The organism is Protofrankia sp. Cj5, from assembly GCF_917627405.1.
Classification (GTDB): Bacteria; Actinomycetota; Actinomycetes; order Frankiales; family Frankiaceae; genus Protofrankia.
The window spans coordinates 1-16,253 of sequence record NZ_CAKJTO010000017.1; the positions used below are offsets into that span (position 1 = coordinate 1).

15 protein-coding genes and 1 pseudogene are annotated in these 16,253 nt (G+C 67.3%); 4 read left to right on the plus strand and 12 right to left on the minus strand.

The window, feature by feature from the left end; all coding sequences use genetic code 11:
- The 6 genes and pseudogenes from MJ777_RS05950 to MJ777_RS05975 form a co-directional block, all read right to left on the minus strand.
- Positions 1-192 (minus strand): annotated as a pseudogene (locus MJ777_RS05950) (1-pyrroline-5-carboxylate dehydrogenase); the annotation flags it as partial.
- A gap of 90 nt (positions 193-282) precedes the next feature.
- Positions 283-765 carry a hypothetical protein gene (locus tag MJ777_RS05955; RefSeq protein WP_239308162.1) on the minus strand — a complete coding sequence of 161 codons (483 nt, stop codon included), beginning with the start codon at positions 763-765 and terminating at the stop codon, positions 283-285.
- A 126-nt stretch (positions 766-891) separates the two neighbouring features.
- Positions 892-1,869 (minus strand): patatin-like phospholipase family protein, encoded by a 978-nt coding sequence (locus tag MJ777_RS05960; RefSeq protein ID WP_239308161.1) that lies wholly within the window; start codon positions 1,867-1,869, stop codon positions 892-894.
- A 108-nt stretch (positions 1,870-1,977) separates the two neighbouring features.
- Entirely contained in the window at positions 1,978-2,472 is a 495-nt protein-coding gene (locus tag MJ777_RS05965; RefSeq protein WP_239308176.1) for a transcriptional regulator, read from the minus strand.
- A gap of 566 nt (positions 2,473-3,038) precedes the next feature.
- Positions 3,039-4,352: a P-loop NTPase gene (locus MJ777_RS05970; RefSeq protein WP_239308160.1), complete on the minus strand. Its 1,314-nt coding sequence runs from the start codon at positions 4,350-4,352 to the stop codon at positions 3,039-3,041.
- Positions 4,349-5,125 (minus strand): SAF domain-containing protein, encoded by a 777-nt coding sequence (locus MJ777_RS05975; RefSeq protein WP_239308159.1) that lies wholly within the window; start codon positions 5,123-5,125, stop codon positions 4,349-4,351. Before MJ777_RS05975 ends, MJ777_RS05970 begins: the two co-directional genes overlap by 4 nt.
- A gap of 290 nt (positions 5,126-5,415) precedes the next feature.
- Between MJ777_RS05975 and MJ777_RS05980 the strand changes: the two genes are divergently transcribed.
- Positions 5,416-5,664: a helix-turn-helix domain-containing protein gene (locus MJ777_RS05980; protein WP_239308158.1), complete on the plus strand. Its 249-nt coding sequence runs from the start codon at positions 5,416-5,418 to the stop codon at positions 5,662-5,664.
- Positions 5,665-5,683: 19 nt separating this feature from the next.
- On the opposite strand, the gene MJ777_RS05985 is transcribed toward MJ777_RS05980, so the two are convergent.
- Complete coding sequence (locus MJ777_RS05985) at positions 5,684-6,262, minus strand: hypothetical protein (protein ID WP_239308157.1); 579 nt, start codon at positions 6,260-6,262, stop codon at positions 5,684-5,686.
- Between the two features lie 23 nt (positions 6,263-6,285).
- Positions 6,286-6,495, minus strand: a complete 210-nt coding sequence (locus MJ777_RS05990) for a hypothetical protein (RefSeq protein WP_239373931.1) — start codon at positions 6,493-6,495, stop codon at positions 6,286-6,288.
- A gap of 203 nt (positions 6,496-6,698) precedes the next feature.
- Between MJ777_RS05990 and MJ777_RS05995 the strand changes: the two genes are divergently transcribed.
- The gene (locus tag MJ777_RS05995; protein ID WP_239373934.1) at positions 6,699-8,000 is read left to right on the plus strand and encodes a LysM peptidoglycan-binding domain-containing protein; all 1,302 of its coding nucleotides are present in this window, start codon (positions 6,699-6,701) and stop codon (positions 7,998-8,000) included.
- A 33-nt stretch (positions 8,001-8,033) separates the two neighbouring features.
- On the plus strand, positions 8,034-8,615 hold the full coding sequence (locus tag MJ777_RS06000; protein ID WP_239308155.1) for an Rv3235 family protein: 582 nt from the start codon (positions 8,034-8,036) through the stop codon (positions 8,613-8,615).
- Between the two features lie 183 nt (positions 8,616-8,798).
- Here MJ777_RS06000 and secA read toward each other — a convergent pair whose 3' ends face one another.
- The 4 genes from secA to MJ777_RS06020 form a co-directional block, all read right to left on the minus strand.
- Entirely contained in the window at positions 8,799-11,750 is a 2,952-nt protein-coding gene (gene secA, locus MJ777_RS06005; protein ID WP_239373955.1) for a preprotein translocase subunit SecA, read from the minus strand.
- Positions 11,751-12,127: 377 nt separating this feature from the next.
- Positions 12,128-12,838, minus strand: a complete 711-nt coding sequence (locus MJ777_RS06010) for a response regulator transcription factor (protein ID WP_239308153.1) — start codon at positions 12,836-12,838, stop codon at positions 12,128-12,130.
- 123 nt (positions 12,839-12,961) lie between these two features.
- A complete protein-coding gene (gene hpf, locus MJ777_RS06015; RefSeq protein WP_239308152.1) occupies positions 12,962-13,687 on the minus strand; it encodes a ribosome hibernation-promoting factor, HPF/YfiA family in 726 nt (241 codons plus the stop codon).
- A 194-nt stretch (positions 13,688-13,881) separates the two neighbouring features.
- Positions 13,882-14,718 (minus strand): ComF family protein, encoded by an 837-nt coding sequence (locus MJ777_RS06020; protein WP_239308151.1) that lies wholly within the window; start codon positions 14,716-14,718, stop codon positions 13,882-13,884.
- A gap of 474 nt (positions 14,719-15,192) precedes the next feature.
- Between MJ777_RS06020 and MJ777_RS06025 the strand changes: the two genes are divergently transcribed.
- Positions 15,193-16,248, plus strand: coding sequence for a hypothetical protein (locus MJ777_RS06025; protein WP_239373958.1), 1,056 nt, complete (start codon positions 15,193-15,195; stop codon positions 16,246-16,248).
- Positions 16,249-16,253 lie beyond the last annotated feature (5 nt).

Below are 16,253 nucleotides of genomic sequence, written 5' to 3' on the forward strand. Positions count from 1 at the left end.
CACCACCTCGAATGGCTCTCCGGTACCCGGCCGGGATTCGCCCGCGATCACCAACGGGAGCTCGACGCGTTCACCCGCCATCCGCGCAAGCTCAGCCCGCAGGCTGGCATGCTCCGCGCTTCCCGCGGGGTAGTCGCGGACCGGCTCATTCACCGGCTCCGGGACGATCGTGACAGCGTCCACCTGTGTCACCCCTTGCCCATACGGGAGAACCAGCCCGCCCGGATCCACGCGGCCGGATCCACGCGACCGAACACCTGAACACGATCCGTCCACGAACGCCTACAGAAGATCCGCCAGCTCCTGCGTGGCATACCAGAGCAGTTCATACCCATCAGCCTCGTCCACCAGGAAAGCCGCGTCCTCGCCACCGAGATCGGCCTCGACCACGGCCGCGGCGGCCACGGCAACGACAGCCTGCGCATCAGCATCATCCACATGAACGGCCCGAACCGCGGCTATCGGCACAGGTACCGCGACTTCGACCACCCCCCGATCGAGATCATCACGGATGCGCACCTGATGATCGTCGACATCCACGGCAAACACAACCCGGCGCCGGGGTGCCGTCGGGTCGTCATCGAGCAGCCTGAGACTGCCCCTGGCGGCCTCGAGAAGCAAGGCGTACTCCATCTCGTCCGTATCCGACCCGGCATACCACTCCCGAACGGCCCCGGTGACGGCAAAACCGAGCCCGGCGGGAACCAGGCGGTCCACGAGGACGCCCCGCGCGGCCGACAGGGTTGACGGTAGATAAACGCGCACGACGCCAGTGTGCCGTGCGCTATCCGGCGCCCGGCCGGCGGCAGGAAGGCGGACCGGCCTGGCTCGGCCCGGCCCGGCGGCTGATCCCCTCGCCCGCCGGTTGAACCAGCGGTTGAACCAGCAGGCTCAGCCGGCAGCCGCGAGCGGCCCGCCCGCGGCGTCGGGCAGCGCCAGCGCCGCCGCGCTGGTCCGTAGCGAGGTCTCGAAAACCTCACGCCGCCGGCTGAGGTCCATGACGTTGGCGCCGATGACCGCCAGGTCCTGCGGTCCTGGGCAGATGAGCGTGACCTTCGTTCCCGCGGACCGCAGCAGCTCGGCCTCGCGCACCACCACCCGGGTCGCCAACCGCCGGAGCTGGCGTTCGACCCGGGCCAGCGCGCCCCGAGGCTGGTCCAGGACCAGGGAGCAGGCAGGAGCAAACACCAGCACCTCGTCAAGCCCCAGGCCGGCGAGTACGTCCACCGATGCCGGCGATCTCGTCCCGCCATCGATGTAGGGCCGGCTGTCAATCATGACCGGCGCGTACCAGGACGGAATCGCGCAGGAAGCCATCACAGCCTCGGCGAGCGAGGCCCGGGGCGCTCCCGGCGAGCCGAACACGACCCGGGTCCCGGTGTCGTAGTCCATGGCGACGATCCACGGTTTCGCCGAGGATGGCCAGGTCGCGGTGGTACTACCCGCCGTGGACACGAGCTCGCCAAGCGCGGCGAGTGTCCCGCGCCCCTGCGGGAGCAGGGAGGCCAGGGCTACCAACGGAGTGACACTGCGCGGGTGGCGTGCCGAGACGGCCAACAGCCGACGGGAGCCGATCCGCATGCGCGGCCTCGGCGGCAGTGCCGAGCCGAGCCGGGTGTAGTCCAGGACCGGATCCCCGAACAGCGGCCGCCCGTACTCGGAGTTGACCATTGTCCCGACCCCGGTGCCGGTCCCGATCAGAGCGGCGAGCACCGCTCCGGCCGATGTCCCGACGACCATGTCCATGGTGCGGACATCGGTTCCGGTCGCGTCCTCATATGCGCTGAGCGCACCGATCATCCATGCCGATCCGAGCACACCCCCAGCACCCAGGACCAGGCCACGACGGGGCGCCCGTCTGTCAGCCATCAGCCACCTCCCGTAGTACGTCGCGATCTCGGCTGCGCGCTATCCCGCCGCCGACCACCGCGCATGGCTGACAACAATGACGTCAACGCGCCCGGCTCGGCAACAGCCCTACTCGGCGGCCTCCTCCTCACCGAAACTGGTCTCAAGCACGCCCCACGCCCGCAGCCGTTCGGCGAACTCCTGCGGTGTGGTGTCGTGCAGCAGCGCCAACGCCCTCAAATCGCCATCCCGGATGGACAGGACCTGCCCGGCATAGTCGTCGCGCTGGCGCTGAATCTGTGCGACCCAACGCCGTACGAGCCCGGACGAGTCCGGTGGCGCCTCCGTGAGCTTCTTCAGATTAAGAACCGTACGGGGCCGGTGCTCGCGCGGCGGCAACGCCTCCTCGTCCGGCAAAAGCGCCGACACCGGAACACCGTAGAACGCCGCCAGTTCGGACAGCTGATGGACGCTGATCATCCGATCGCCCCGCTCGTACGAGCCGACCGCGGCGGTCTTCCACCGCCCGCGTGACTTCTGTTCCACCCCCTGCAACGACATTCCCTGCTGGATCCGTATGGCCCGAAGACGGGTTCCCACCGCCTTGGCGTACTCCCGGCTCACCCGATACACCCCCCGCCGCCTTGATAGAGCACTTGGTGATCATTTTCTGCTCCCGCCTACTGCGGTGACGCAGGTGCTCACCCTAACTTAATGTTATGAAAGATTGTTACTCGCCTCTTAAATATGCAAAACGTGACCCCCTTGCCACAATTGTTGCCTCCCGGCAATGATCGGTCTATTTGTCCGCCCAAAACGCCCACAATGACGCCGACACGCCGACCCAAGGCACAAACCAGCTGCCGAGCGCTCGTCTTTCGGTACGATCAGTCACCCAGACAGACTGCCCCGGAAGCGCGGTCAGTAACCGCGCGGCGCGAGGATTAAAAGGACATTCACGGCAAAAAATGACATTCGCGGCTCGGGCTGCTCACCGTCGTTGGTGACGCGTTGTGTCGGCGGGCTCAGAGCGCCCGGCAATAGGGGTATGGATCAAAGAGCGGGGCTGGGGTGCGTGCATCGCGAGGCGGAGAAGGCCCCGGTAGCAGTGTCCTACCTGGGCTGACGACAGCGACGCGAGGCGCCGGCTGGCGCCGGCAGCCCCTGGATGAACGTCCAGCGCCGACCACTCAGTGACGGGCCGTGGAGCGCCGGCGGCGCCCGCGCACCGGGCGGCCCGCCACCCTCGCGGCGAGCTCGCCGATCGCGAGCCTGGCCGGGGACTGTGGAGCGACATCACGCAGCAGCTGGCCGGCGGCCTGCGCGGCGTCCATCCCAGCCATGTCCAGCGGCACCAGAGCGACAGGCTCCGAGCCGACATGGCGCACCATCGCGCGGGACACCTCCCGCCGGGCGTCTCCCCCCACGGCCGCGCCGCGCAGCCGGTTCACCACGATCCACGGATCCGTCCCCGGTATGACCTCCCGCAGATCGGACAGGCCACGGACGAAGCGGACCAGTCCCACCGGCTCCGCCGATGCCACCGCCAGAATGGTGTCGGCGGAGCCGAGCACCGCCTGGGTCGCCCCGTTGCGGCGGGGCGCGGCCGTGTCGAACGACAGTTCCTCGTCCATCTCCAGGCAGAACCCGCAGTCGACCACGACAAAACTTGCCAGCCTTCGCGCCAGTGCCAGCACAACCTCGACGGACGCCGGGCGAAGCTCCGGCCACCTCGACGGACGGGCGATCCCGGGCAGGACCCGCAGCCCCCCACCGAGGTCTCGGCACAGCACCGCGAGCCGGGGCACGTCCAGAGTGCCCTGATTCGCCGACCGAGTGGCGGCGGCAAGCCCCGGCGCCTCTTCCAGCAGCCCCAGCAGCTGACCGATCGATCCACCGTAGACATCAGCGTCGATGAGCAGCGTGGGCAGTCCCATGCCGGCGAGCTCGGCGGCCAGGCACAATGCCACCGTGGTACGGCCCGGCGCGCCGGTGGGACCCCAAACCGCGATCACTCGCCCCGCGCCGAGCTCGGGCAGATCCGCGGCCTCGGGCATCGGCACCACCGGTGCCACGGCGGCGAAACTCGCCATCGGCTCGCCGTAGGCGCCGCTGGGCAATGCCGCCTGGCCACGGTCGGAAAGCGCCCGGGCCGCTTCCACCACCGCGGCCGCCACCACCTCCGCGGTTGAGTCAGTCGCGATCACCGCCGCGACGCCGAGCTGGCGCAGCCTCCGCTCGCCCTCCTCGTCGCCTGGCACGATCAGCCCGATGGCCGCGACCCCGGCGACTGCCAGGCGCGTCAACGCCTCCCGGTCCAACCGGCGCAGGTCCGCCGACAACAACGCGGCCCGCGCGGCGCCCGTCGTGGCGGCGGCCAGCAGGTCGGGCAGGTCCACACACCGCCGGACGACCGTCACCCCGAGGTCACGGCGGCCGAACGCGGTCACCAGCCCCGACTCGACCACCGAGTTGGTCACCGCGGTGAGGATCGGCAGGCTCATTGTCCGTAGCCCGGAACAGCGCTCGGGCCCGCTCCGCCAACCTCACCGCGGGCGCCGCGCTCGAGCTTGACGACGTCGACGCGTTCACCCTGCGATGCCGCCACAGCGTTGATCGCAAAATCGACCGGAACTCGCAAGGTCAACGAATGAGCACCACCGGTGAGAGCTTCCCGCGAGATGAACTCGACGTCATGCAGCACCAGCACCTCCGTACCGGCGCCTCCCGCCGCCGGTTGGGCTGCCTGAGCGGACTGGCCAGCCTGCGGTGCCGCGCTTGGGATCACGGCGCTCGATCGCTGGTAGGCGAAAAGATCCACATGATCACCCGGAACGAGGGAAGGTGCCCGACCGTCCTTCACAACCACCGACACCAATCGTGTCGATGTGACATTACTTCGTATGAAGTCAGCGCCGCTGACCAGCTCCCCAGCTGAAACCGGACGAGCGAGCACCGCCCCGACCATCTCCGGAGCACGCTCACCGGGATAATAGCGCTTCGCGGCGTCTGGGCTCAGATACGCCGAGGTTGTGGCCAGATCGGCAGCCACCATGACATGCCCCGCTGGAAGATCCCCCTTCGCCACGACCCAGGCGCGGGTCTTGTCGGCGGTGACGAACAGGCGTGCGCCCAGCACAACGGAAACCAGCACCAGCAGGACGCCGACCAGCAGCCGGGAATCGCGCCAGCGCGGGCGGGTCAGCCGTCGCCCCGGCGGCGACGGCACGGCCGCGGGTTTCTCCGCAAGAGTGACAGCGGGCGTGAGGTCGGTCACCCGGACCTCCATGTGGCTCATGTCCCGGGGCCCGCGACAGCGGCGTCGTTGGCCAGTCAGGAACAGTCGATTGGCGGGCAGCAGGCGCCGCGGCACAGACCAGGCGGTCAGGGCATGCGCGGCTCCCTGGTCGCCGAGCGTACGTGGTCTGCGACGACACCCCTGGACCTACCAACACAATCAGGCGAATGACAGCTGTTATCCACAAGTAGAGGCATTCACAGGCGATCCTGCCCTCAGACTCTGATACACAGGAGTCACGACCCATCCATCGCCAGGGAGACAGACCGATGAACGAGCGCTTCCTTCAGCTCAGCGATGTGGCGGAGATTCTCAACATCTCGTCGAGCCAGACCTACGCGCTGGTGCGCTCGGGTGAGCTCCCGGCGATCAAAATCGGTGGGCGTGGCCAGTGGCGGGTGGAACGTACCGAGCTCGAGGCCTACATCCAACGGGCATACGAGCAGACTCGCGCGTTCGTGGTCGCGAATCCGCTGGGCCGCGGCGATGCGCTCGTCGACGACCGGTATGCCGACTAGGTAGTTCGCTGTCAGGCTGTCAGGCTGTCCGGCGGACGAAGCTGACCGACGGCAGCGGGATCGTCCGCACCGCACGTACTGACCGGGCTCGGCGGAACTCGTCATCGGCGTGTTCGGCCACCTCGACGAAGTCCGCGCCGACCCGGTCGATGGTGCCCATCACGGCGGTGCCGTCCAGCAGCACGACCGAACAGACCGAACGATCCCGCACCACGCCGCGCAGCGCGTACGACAGGTCCAGCCGCGCGGCCAACGGGCCTTCGTGGCCGGGCTGGGCGGACACCGCGGTCAGGCCGCGCAGCCAGAGGACGGAACGGAGCGGAAGCAGGACCTCCTGGGCCCTGCTCTCCTGCAGAAGCAGCCAGTCCACCCCGAGCGCGGCAAGCCGGCCGCCGAGGACCTGACCCGTTTCCCGCTCCCGCCCACCCAGCAGCACCCCGATCCGCAGCGACGATCCGACCGCCGGCCGCAGCCTGTCGAGCAACCGCAGGTGCGCGGCTTCGCGACGGCTTCTGTCGACAAGCTCCGCATCGAGTTCAGCCGCCTCAGCGGCATCCCACTGCATCTCAAGATCAGCGAACAGAGCTTCCCAGCGCAACCCGGCCCCTCCTCCGCTCCCGGTCAGGCCGCAAGAGCGCCCGGCGCGGCCAGGACGAGCCCGTTCGGCTCGTCGGCAACCCCGTTCGGCTCGTCGGCAACCCCGTTCGGCTCGTCGGCAACCCCGTTCGGCTCGTCGGCAACACAGCCCGCGACCCGTCTGACGGTTCGCCCCAACCACAACAACGACGGCGACGCATCCAAACGCCGTCGGGCGAGCGTCGTCGGGGGCACCATCCATCAGACACGCCCTGCGGCATGGCCATGAGTATCGACTCTACATACCGCTATATCCCAGGCCGCACCTGATGTTCTACTAGCAAGAGCCGGTAAACGCCACAAAACGTCTTGACAGAGGTCCGACGGAGGACTACACAAGCAAACACAGTCAAACAACATGTTTCATCATCATCCACCGAGCACCCCGGAGGTCGCCGATGTCAGCTGGCCGGCGCCTGCCCGTCTTTCTCGCGGGAGTGGCCGCCGCCGCGGCGCTGACAGCTCTAATGATCAAAGAGGGCCCACGGTGGACGGACCTTCCACCTGGCCTCACCGCCGTACCAGAATGGGTCACAGCAGATCCTGAACATGCGCTCATCACCGTGGTCGGCCTTGCCGCCTGGACATGTCTGCTGTGGTTGTGCGCGGGATTCGTCCTGGGCGTACTGGCAACGCTGCCAGGTGCCGGCGGACGAGCAGCCGCGGCCATGGCTCGGCGCATCCTGCCCCGAACCCTGCGGCATGTCCTTGAGATAGCGCTCGGAATAACCCTCGCCGCGGGGACAGCCGTGCCAGCGTTCGCCGCGACGCCGACGGAGGCCGCGATTCCCGGGGCAATCCCGTCGACCAGCACCGCATGGCCAGATCTGGCCCGCCCGAGCGTACCCACAACGCTCGCTCCGACAGACGTACCGCCCGCGCCCCAGCTCGCGCCGTCGCGGGATGACCGGACCGCCACGCCCCAGCACGGGCGGCCCGCGAGCTCCCAGGCCGCCCCCGAGCGACCAGCCGACGCAGGACACCCAGCCACACCAGCGCCGCGGGCCGCCCCACCGGCACCGATATCGGCACCGACCGAGCCAAGATCAACTATTGCCGCAACCAGTTGGCCCGACCTCTCCCGGCCCTCCGCTCCAGCGGATCCGGCCGGCGCCGTTCCCACCTTCACAACGACCACCCAGCCGCCGGCCGCGACCCCGCCGGCCACATCAGCACATCCCCCACGTCCCCCGGCCACATCAGCACATCCCCCACGTCCCCCGGCCACCGGCACGGCAAGCGGCGCGTCAACGGTTTCCGCGGAAAGGTCGACGGTATCGGCCACAACAGCGCAGCCGCCAGCTACGACGGTCCCCACGAGCCCCGCGGCACCGTTGTCACCCACTGTTTCAGCATCCACCGGAACATCCCCGGTGTGGCCGGATCTTGCCAGGCCCTACGACCCGATAGCCGGTGCCGCGCCACGTGGCGTCGGAAATTCCAGCGCGGCACCGGCCGGACAGCCCACGACATCGACAAACAGCAACGACGCCTCCACAACTGACCTGGCCGAGATCGTCGTGCTCCGCGGCGACACCCTCTGGGCAATCGCTGCCCGCAGTCTCGGACCAGGCGCGACCACCGCGCAGATCGCGCGGGAATGGCCACGGTGGTGGGCCGCAAACGAGCACGTGATTGGCCCTGACCCCGACAAGATCCTGCCCGGCCAGCGGCTCCAGCCGCCCCGCCCCGGGCCTTGACCCCGCCCGCCCCGCCGACTGGAGAACAACGCTGTGACCGTTGCTGCACCCACCCGTGCGCACTCCATCCGTGCCGGTCGTTTTTACCAAATACCGATCATGCCCACCGATCCGCCTTATGATGACGATCCGCAGGCAGCGGCCTGGCTCACCGCCCCGCCCACCGGCTCCGCCGCGGCACCAGTGCTTCTCGCTATGCCTGACACCCGTGTGGATATCCCTGCGCAACAGGCGGCCAACCGGCCTGGGACAGGGCGCCCCGCTCCCCGCTCCGGGGCGATGGCGACCTCGGATAACCGCTCCGCCCCCCCGTCGGCACGCGCCGTCGCCGCGGTGGTCGTGCGCGCCATCGTGGAGGCCATGACGGGCATCCGGCCCGTGACCCATCTTGCCGCCTGGACCTCCCCGCGGGTCCAGGCGGACCTCGAGCGGCTGGCCGGGGACAACGTCCGTAGGCGGCGCTACACCCTGCGCTGTGTGCGAGTATGCGAGCCTCGGGAAGGGGTCGCCGAGGTCGCCGCGGTGATCGCGCGGGGCGAGCGTGTGTCGGCCCTCGCGCTGCGCATGGAAACAGTCAGTGGCCGTTGGCGGGTCACGGCGCTACAAACCCGTTGACAGACCCGTTGACGCCCCCTGAGAGAACCCCGGGAAGGCGCTCGCCCCAAGGGCCATCTGGGACGGACCGCCGCAGGCATGCGCCCGGCAACAGGAGACGCGGCGTCGCGGGGCCAAGGCACGCACCTCGCGTCCCCTATTGCCGGTCGCTCTAAGCGCCCAAACCAGCTCATGCATGCCCTGTCACGCCATGTTGCGGTTTGCCGGATCACCGTGGCAACGCTTGTACTTGCGGCCAGATCCGCACGGACACGGCGCGTTGCGAGCGGGCCGGCTACTGCTTCCTGTCACCGCTGGATCAGCTGTCGCCGCGGTGAGCCCAGCGGAAGACGCCCGAGTCGTGACCACTGTGGATCCGCCGTCCACGGAAGGCGCGGTGTAACGAAGATCATCAATAGGACGGCGTGGTTCCAGGCCCTTGACAAATACCGGCGGCGGCATGGGCGCTGAGGGGGCAACAGCCGTCTTCGGGGCGGCGCGCTCAGCCGGGGTGGCCGGAGCGGTGACAGCGGCACCCGCGGTGGCGGCCCGTACCGCCGCGACAAGAGCGGCACCGTCCGCGGTCCGCGCCGCGCTGTCGGCCGGGACGACCGCGGTGCCGTCCGACGGGCTTCCGCTCTGGGCGTCCGCGTCCTCCGGAGCGGCAACCTGGACCTCGGCGTTGAACAGCAGCCTGACCGATTCCTCCTTGATACCCTCCATCATCGTCTGGAACATATCGTAACCTTCCCGCTGGTACTCGACGAGCGGGTCACGCTGTCCCATCGCCCGCAGGCCGATTCCCTCCTGCAGGTAGTCCATTTCGTAAAGGTGCTCACGCCATTTTCGGTCAAGCACCGCCAACACGACCCGGCGCTCCAGTTCCCGCATGAGCGGTTCACCGTCCGGACCGGCGCCCAGCTCTTCCTCCCGCCGGTCATACGCATTGTGCGCATCGACCTGCAGCTCCTCGATCAGGGTTTCGGTCGTCAGTCCATCACGCTCATCGGGAGCCGGAATTTCCACGCCCACCTGGTAGAGCTCACCGAGACCGGACCAAAGAGTGTCGAGGTCCCACTCCTCGGGGTAGCCGTCTACCGTCGCGCCGCGGGCATAGCCGTCCACCGTGTCATCGATGAAATGACGGACCTGCTCGTGCAGGTCCGCACCTTCGAGAACCTTGCGGCGCTCCTCGTAAATGACAGTACGCTGTTTGTTCATCACCTCGTCGTACTTCAGGACATTCTTTCGGATCTCGAAGTTCTGGCCTTCGACCTGTGTCTGCGCGGATCGGATCGCACGGGTAACGATTTTCGACTCAATCGGCACGTCGTCGGGAATATTGAGCCTGTCCATGATCCCTTCGACGGCAGCGGCATTGAACAGCCGCATGAGGTCGTCGCCCAGCGACAGATAGAACCGGGACTCACCGCGGTCACCCTGCCGGCCGGCTCGTCCACGTAGCTGGTTGTCGATCCGGCGTGATTCGTGACGCTCAGTGCCCAGAACATACAGCCCACCGAGCTCCACGACCTCGTCATGTTCAGCGCCGACCGACGCCCGCGCTTTCTCGATGGCCTCCGGCCAAGCGGTCTCATAGTCTTCCGGGGTCTCGATCGGACTGAGGCCACGCTCCCGCAGCTCGGCCTGCGCGAGAAACTCCGGGTTGCCGCCGAGCATGATGTCAGTGCCACGGCCGGCCATGTTGGTCGCAACGGTCACCGCGCCCCTACAGCCTGCTTCGGCGATGATCGCCGCTTCCCGTTCGTGATGCTTGGCGTTGAGCACCTCATGCTTCACACCACGTTTGGTCAGCTGCTTGGAAAGGTACTCCGACTTCGCCACGCTGGTCGTGCCGACAAGAACCGGCTGTCCCTTTTCGTTGCGCTCGGCGATGTCGTTGACGACCGCATCGAACTTGGCGATCTCGGTCTTGTAAACGACATCGGGCTGGTCCACCCGGACCATCGCCTTGTTCGTCGGAATCGGCACGACGCCAAGTGTGTAGATCTGATGGAACTCCGCCGCCTCGGTCATCGCGGTTCCGGTCATACCGGACAGCTTGTCGTACAGACGGAAGTAGTTCTGCAGGGTGATCGTGGCCAGCGTCTGGTTCTCCTGCTTGATCTCGACCTTTTCCTTGGCCTCGATCGCCTGGTGCATTCCCTCGCTGTAACGGCGGCCATGCAGGACACGACCGGTGAACTCATCGACAATAAGAACCTCGCCGTCCGTAACTATGTAGTCCTTGTCCCGGCGGTAAAGCTCCTTGGCCTTCAGCGAATTATTGAGGTACCCGACGAGCGGCGTGTTCACGGATTCGTAGAGGTTGTCGATGCCCAGTTGGTCTTCGACTTTCGCCACCCCGGACTCCGTGATCGCGACCGTTCGCTTGCCCTCTTCGACCTCGTAGTCCGTGTCCTTCACGAGCATCGGCGCGATACGGGCGAATTCGGTGTACCAACGGGTCGGGTTGTCCGCCGGACCACTGATAATCAACGGGGTCCGAGCCTCGTCGATCAGGATCGAGTCGACCTCGTCGACGACGGCGAAGTTGTGCCCGCGCTGGACGAGCTCCTCGCCGCTCCAGGCCATGTTGTCCCGCAGGTAGTCGAATCCGAACTCGTTGTTGGTGCCGTAGGTGATGTCGGCCTCGTACTGCTGACGACGGACGGCCGGCGGCATCTGCGGATGAATGACGCCAACCGTCAAGCCGAGAAAACGGTGCACCCGCCCCATGTTCTCCGCGTCCCGCTGCGCCAGGTAGTCGTTGACCGTGATGATGTGGACGCCCTTGCGAGACAGCGCGTTGAGATAGGCGGGCAAGGTGGACACGAGGGTCTTGCCCTCGCCGGTCTTCATCTCGGCGATGTTCCCCAGATGCAGCGCCGCGCCACCCATGATCTGCACATCGAAGTGCCGCTGCCCCAGGGTCCGGCGGGCCGCTTCGCGCACGGCCGCAAACGCTTCGGGGAGGATCTCGTCAAGGGTTTCCCCCTCGTCGATCCGATGCCGGAACTCGTCGGTCATCGAGCGGAGCTCGGCGTCCGTGAGCCCGACGAAGTCATCCTCGAGGAGGTTCACCTGCTCTGTGATCGCCTTGAGCCTGCGCAGAATGCGACCCTCACCGGCGCGGAGGATCTTCTCAAGTACCACGGGCGAAACTCCTCGGGCGGTTGGTCAGCGGGGTCACCTACGCAACGAGACTAGGCTAGTCCGTCCGCGCTGATCGATCCGGCCGTACGACAGGTCCGGCGGGTCAACAGACTACCCGACCAGCCAGTGACGGTAAGATCATTATTTTCCTCCACGTGAAAGGAAATAATGATCATCTTAGATCAACATCCGCACGGACTTCAGCCTGCACAACGCTTGAGACCCCGGATCGGTGCCCCGAAAACGCCGATACACCGTCCGTCGGCCGCGGGGGCGATGCCGGTGGGCACATCGAAGCGGCCCCGAGCGCGTCCCGCGGCCACAGGACCCACTCGACAATCACCTGAATCGCCGCCCGACGTCCAGCCGACACGATCTCAGGTGATCTCCAGAAGCTTCTCCCGAACCGCGTAGACCACCGCCTCCATGCGTGAGTGCAGCTGAAGCTTCTCCAGGATGTTGCGGATGTGATTCTTGACCGTGTTCTCGCTGATGAACAACTGCTTGGCTATATCACGGTTGTTGAGCCCCTTGGCCACAAGCCGCAGGACCTCCATCTCACGATCGGTGAGTCGAGGGGTCGGCAGCTGTGGCCGGTCATCCGTTTTTTTGATCATTGACGCGAACTCGGTGAGGAGCTTCGACGCCATGGAAGGGCTGATCAGGCTCTGCCCACCGTGCACGGCGCGAATCGCGGTGGCAACCTCGTCGATCGAGATCTCCTTGAGCAGATACCCCATGGCACCCGCCTTGATCGCGTCGTAGAGATCCACTTCCTCATCGCTGATGGTCAGCATAACGATCTTCGCGCTGGGCACCGCCTGTTTGATGGCGCTGGTCGCGTCGATCCCGCCGCGGCGAGGCATCCGGACATCCATGAGGACGATGTCCGGCGCCATGTCCACCGCCATCGTGACAGCTTCCGCACCGTCCGCGGCTTCGCCGACAACCTCGATGTCGCTCTCCTGCTCGAGGACCATCTGCAGGCCGCGCCGGAAAAGCGCGTGATCGTCAACGACGAGCACCCGTACGGGATCCGTCGGTGGCGACGACGCGTCCTCCCGAAGCTGACGCCCATCCCCCGTCATGTGACCTCCTTCGCGTCGCAACGGCCCGCGCCTCCGCCACCCCGCGCTGGTGCACGGGGTGGCGGGGACGTGACTGAAGACGTCCACGGCAGATGGTCCCACGTCGGCTAGACCCGCCTACGTTTACACCGTTGCGACCGCGCCACGAGCTTCGTCATACCTCTCGCCCCGGTCGTTCCGGTGATCTCGTCCCGCAGTGTCCGCGCCGGGCTCCTCATGCTCGCCCAGCTCAAGCCGGATCACTCCGTAGTCATATCCACACCTTCGGTACACAACGCTCGGGAGGCCCGTACGCATGTCCCGGAAGAGGTAGAAATCGTGGCCGACCAGCTCCATGTTCGACAGTGCTTCATCGAGGGTCATCGGCGTGGCTCGATGGATCTTCTCACGGACGACCATGGGTGACCAGTCCGGATCCCCGTAATCTGCGTCGCTATCGACAGCTGCGTGGACATCGGCCTCACGGCCAGTGGAGCCAGCCAGGCCTGCCCGCGGGCCGCCGACAGCTCGCGCAAGCTGACCCGACGAGCCACGTGCCGCACCGTTGTGGCGGCTGCGGCGGTCGGCGGCACGCCGTAGCCGTTCGGTGAGCTTCGCCGCGGCCAGGTCGAAGGCGGCGAACGGATCCGCGGCGGCTGCCTCGGCTCGAATGACCGGGCCCCGTGAGAACACGGTCAGCTCGACGCGATCACAGACATCCGCCATACGCGGGTTGTGCTCACGGGAGAGTTCCGCATCCACCCGGAAGGCCTTGTGATCGAACCGCTCCAACTTCGCAATCTTGGCTTCGGCGTGCTTGCGGAACCTTTCGGGAACCGCGGTGTGCCTTCCCTTGAAAACGATGTCCACTCGCTTCACCTTCCTGTCGACCGGAGGTGGTGACGGCCAGCGGCTCCCGCGGCAACGGGCCAGACCAACCTTCCGATGCCATGTCGTACGTCAGGGCTTATCTGCTGCCTCGTTCCTTCCGCCCGGACCCCGAGCGCCCTGGTCCGTCGCTTCGCTGATCCACTCCCGCGGCGCCGGTGCGGGTGACGACAGTTTTAACCCTCCGGTACCCCGGTCGCAGGCAAATGGACACCTTGGGGCCGGTCATCTCGGGAAGGGCGATGACGCGCCAATGTCGCGGCGACTACCGCGGTGGCTGATACCGGCACCCCGCCGAGCCGCAGCGCCCGAACGGCCTCGGCCAGGGTCGCACCCGTTGTCACAACATCATCGATGACGATGAACAACGCCAGCGACGGCAAGCGCTGCCTGGCGCCGTCTCGCCACGGCGGACCGCCGACGAGACGGCGCCCGCCCACCGGCCGGACACGGTGACGCAGGACGAACGCACCGCTGAGATTGGTCGCGCGCTCCGCCACGGTGAGGCCTGCCTGATCAGCCAACGGCCGGACCGGCCGCAGCATCGCGGCCACCCGTACCGGCATACCGGCCCGGCGCAGCGCCCTTGCCGCACCGTCACCGAGCCTGCGCACATGGTCGAAACCACGCCGCCGAACCGCGGACCGGCTCGACGGCACCGGCACGAGGATGACCGGACCGGTATGTGCCGGCCTGGCTCGGGCCGCGAGCACCGCGCGGGCAAGCGCCGACGCAAGCGGCCCCAGCGCATCCAGCCGCCCCTTCTCCTTGAACCCCAGCAGAAGCTGCCGGCACGGACCGTCGTAAACAGCGCCGGCAAAGCAGTACGGTGGTGGCCCCCGCCGCTCCGGCGTGGCCAACTGTCCCGGAGCGGCGAGGAATGCCGGACGATCGATGGAGCCGGCGCAGACCGCGCAGACCGCCGGGCCCGGACAACCACAACCGGCGCAGAAACGCGGCAGGAGAAGATCGAGAAAAATATCGAATGCGGCGCTGATGTACGTGTTGGGCATAACGTGGATGCTCGTCCCGTCGCGCCCGCCGGGCCAGCGTGTTTCCAACCCTGTGGACAAACAGGTTGTGGACGGTGGCGGCAGCCCGCAAACCACCGGTGGTACGCGATACCTGTTCCATCTACTTGTGTCTGGCGCCAGCCCGCGGAATCATGATCGCCTACAACGGCATACGGCGCGGACCGACGCGAACGTCCTGCCAGGCCGCTCGCCGTACGGCCGCGGCGGCCTGACACGATCCCGGCCATGGCCGTGCACCTACCGATCGCGGGGGATACAAGCGGAAAGCTGGAATGATCACCCACCGGACGGACCCAGGTGAGCACACAGCTCGCCGGCTGCTGACCCGGCCGGGAACAGCACGCGGGGCCGGGCTGTCTGAAAAACCGCCCGAGGACGGAATGATCTGTGGGGAGCTACCGCCGCTCACACCGGTAGAAGCTCCAGGGACCTTGATTTCGCAGGGAGAGCGATATGACCGACGGCGCCGGCTGGGGGCAGCCTCAGCAGCACGGTGGGCCTGATCCCGTCCAGGGCTCACAACAGCCGGGATGGGGCCAGCCACAACCACCCCCGCCTGGTTGGCACCAGCAACCGCCGCCAACCGGATGGGGCCAGCCACAGCCCCCACCCGGTTGGAACCAGCAACCGCCAGGCGATGCTGGCCAGTACGGACCAGGACAGCCCGGATCATGGCATCAGGCCGAAAAGCCGGGGATCATCCCGCTGCGCCCGCTCGCGGTCGGCGAGATCCTTGACGGTGCCTTCACCGCGGTGCGCCGCAACCCCGGGGCGACCGTCGGGCTGACCATCGCCGCAACCGCCGTGGTCCAGATCATCAGTACCCTGCTGACCGCCTGGAGCCAGCGGACGTCCACCGCGGCTGAGGGCTTCGCCACAGCCGTGACCTTCGTGCTCTACGGCGTTCTCGCCATCGTCCTGGCCGGGATGCTGAGCGCGGTGGTCAGCGAGGCCGTCCTGGGTGGCAGGATGAGCGCCGGAGAGGCTCTGCGGCGCATCCAGCCTCGGCTCGGAGGGCTGATCGGCCTATCGATCGCGGTAGGTCTCCTGACCGTGCTCGGGCTCATCGGGCTGTTTGTCGGCGCCATCTTCGTCATGGTCGCGCTCTGCATGGCGACTCCCGCCTTCGTTCTCGAGGGCGGCAGCATCTCGACAGCCCTGCGGCGTTCGTGGACGCTGGTCCGCGGCACGTGGTGGCGGACCTTCGGAATCCTGCTGCTCGCCGAGATCATGGTCGGGATCCTCACGGCCATCCTCCTGATCCCTCTTGCCGTGATCATCGCTGTCGGCGGCGGTTCCCTGACCGATCCGTCCAACGGCACGCTGACGGCACTCGGTCTCCTCCTCACCGCCGTCATGAACATCGCGGCCAGAGCTGTGACCACGCCCATCAGCGCGGGGGTCATCGTGCTGCTGTACATCGACCGCCGCATCCGGCTGGAGGGGCTGGACGTGACGCTCGTCCAGACGGTGCGGGAGCGCGCGACGAACGACCGGAGGTACGAGTAGACGTC

What these genes read in the sequence shown, in the direction of transcription:
- MJ777_RS05960 (WP_239308161.1), bottom strand. Translation starts at nt 1,869, where the DNA reads ATGGCTGACAGACGGGCGCCCCGTCGTGGCCTGGTCCTGGGTGCTGGG.
- MJ777_RS05970 (WP_239308160.1), bottom strand. Translation starts at nt 4,352, where the DNA reads ATGAGCCTGCCGATCCTCACCGCGGTGACCAACTCGGTGGTCGAGTCG.
- MJ777_RS05980 (WP_239308158.1), top strand. Translation starts at nt 5,416, where the DNA reads ATGAACGAGCGCTTCCTTCAGCTCAGCGATGTGGCGGAGATTCTCAAC.
- MJ777_RS05995 (WP_239373934.1), top strand. Translation starts at nt 6,699, where the DNA reads ATGTCAGCTGGCCGGCGCCTGCCCGTCTTTCTCGCGGGAGTGGCCGCC.
- MJ777_RS06010 (WP_239308153.1), bottom strand. Translation starts at nt 12,838, where the DNA reads ATGACGGGGGATGGGCGTCAGCTTCGGGAGGACGCGTCGTCGCCACCG.
- MJ777_RS06020 (WP_239308151.1), bottom strand. Translation starts at nt 14,718, where the DNA reads ATGCCCAACACGTACATCAGCGCCGCATTCGATATTTTTCTCGATCTT.
- MJ777_RS06025 (WP_239373958.1), top strand. Translation starts at nt 15,193, where the DNA reads ATGACCGACGGCGCCGGCTGGGGGCAGCCTCAGCAGCACGGTGGGCCT.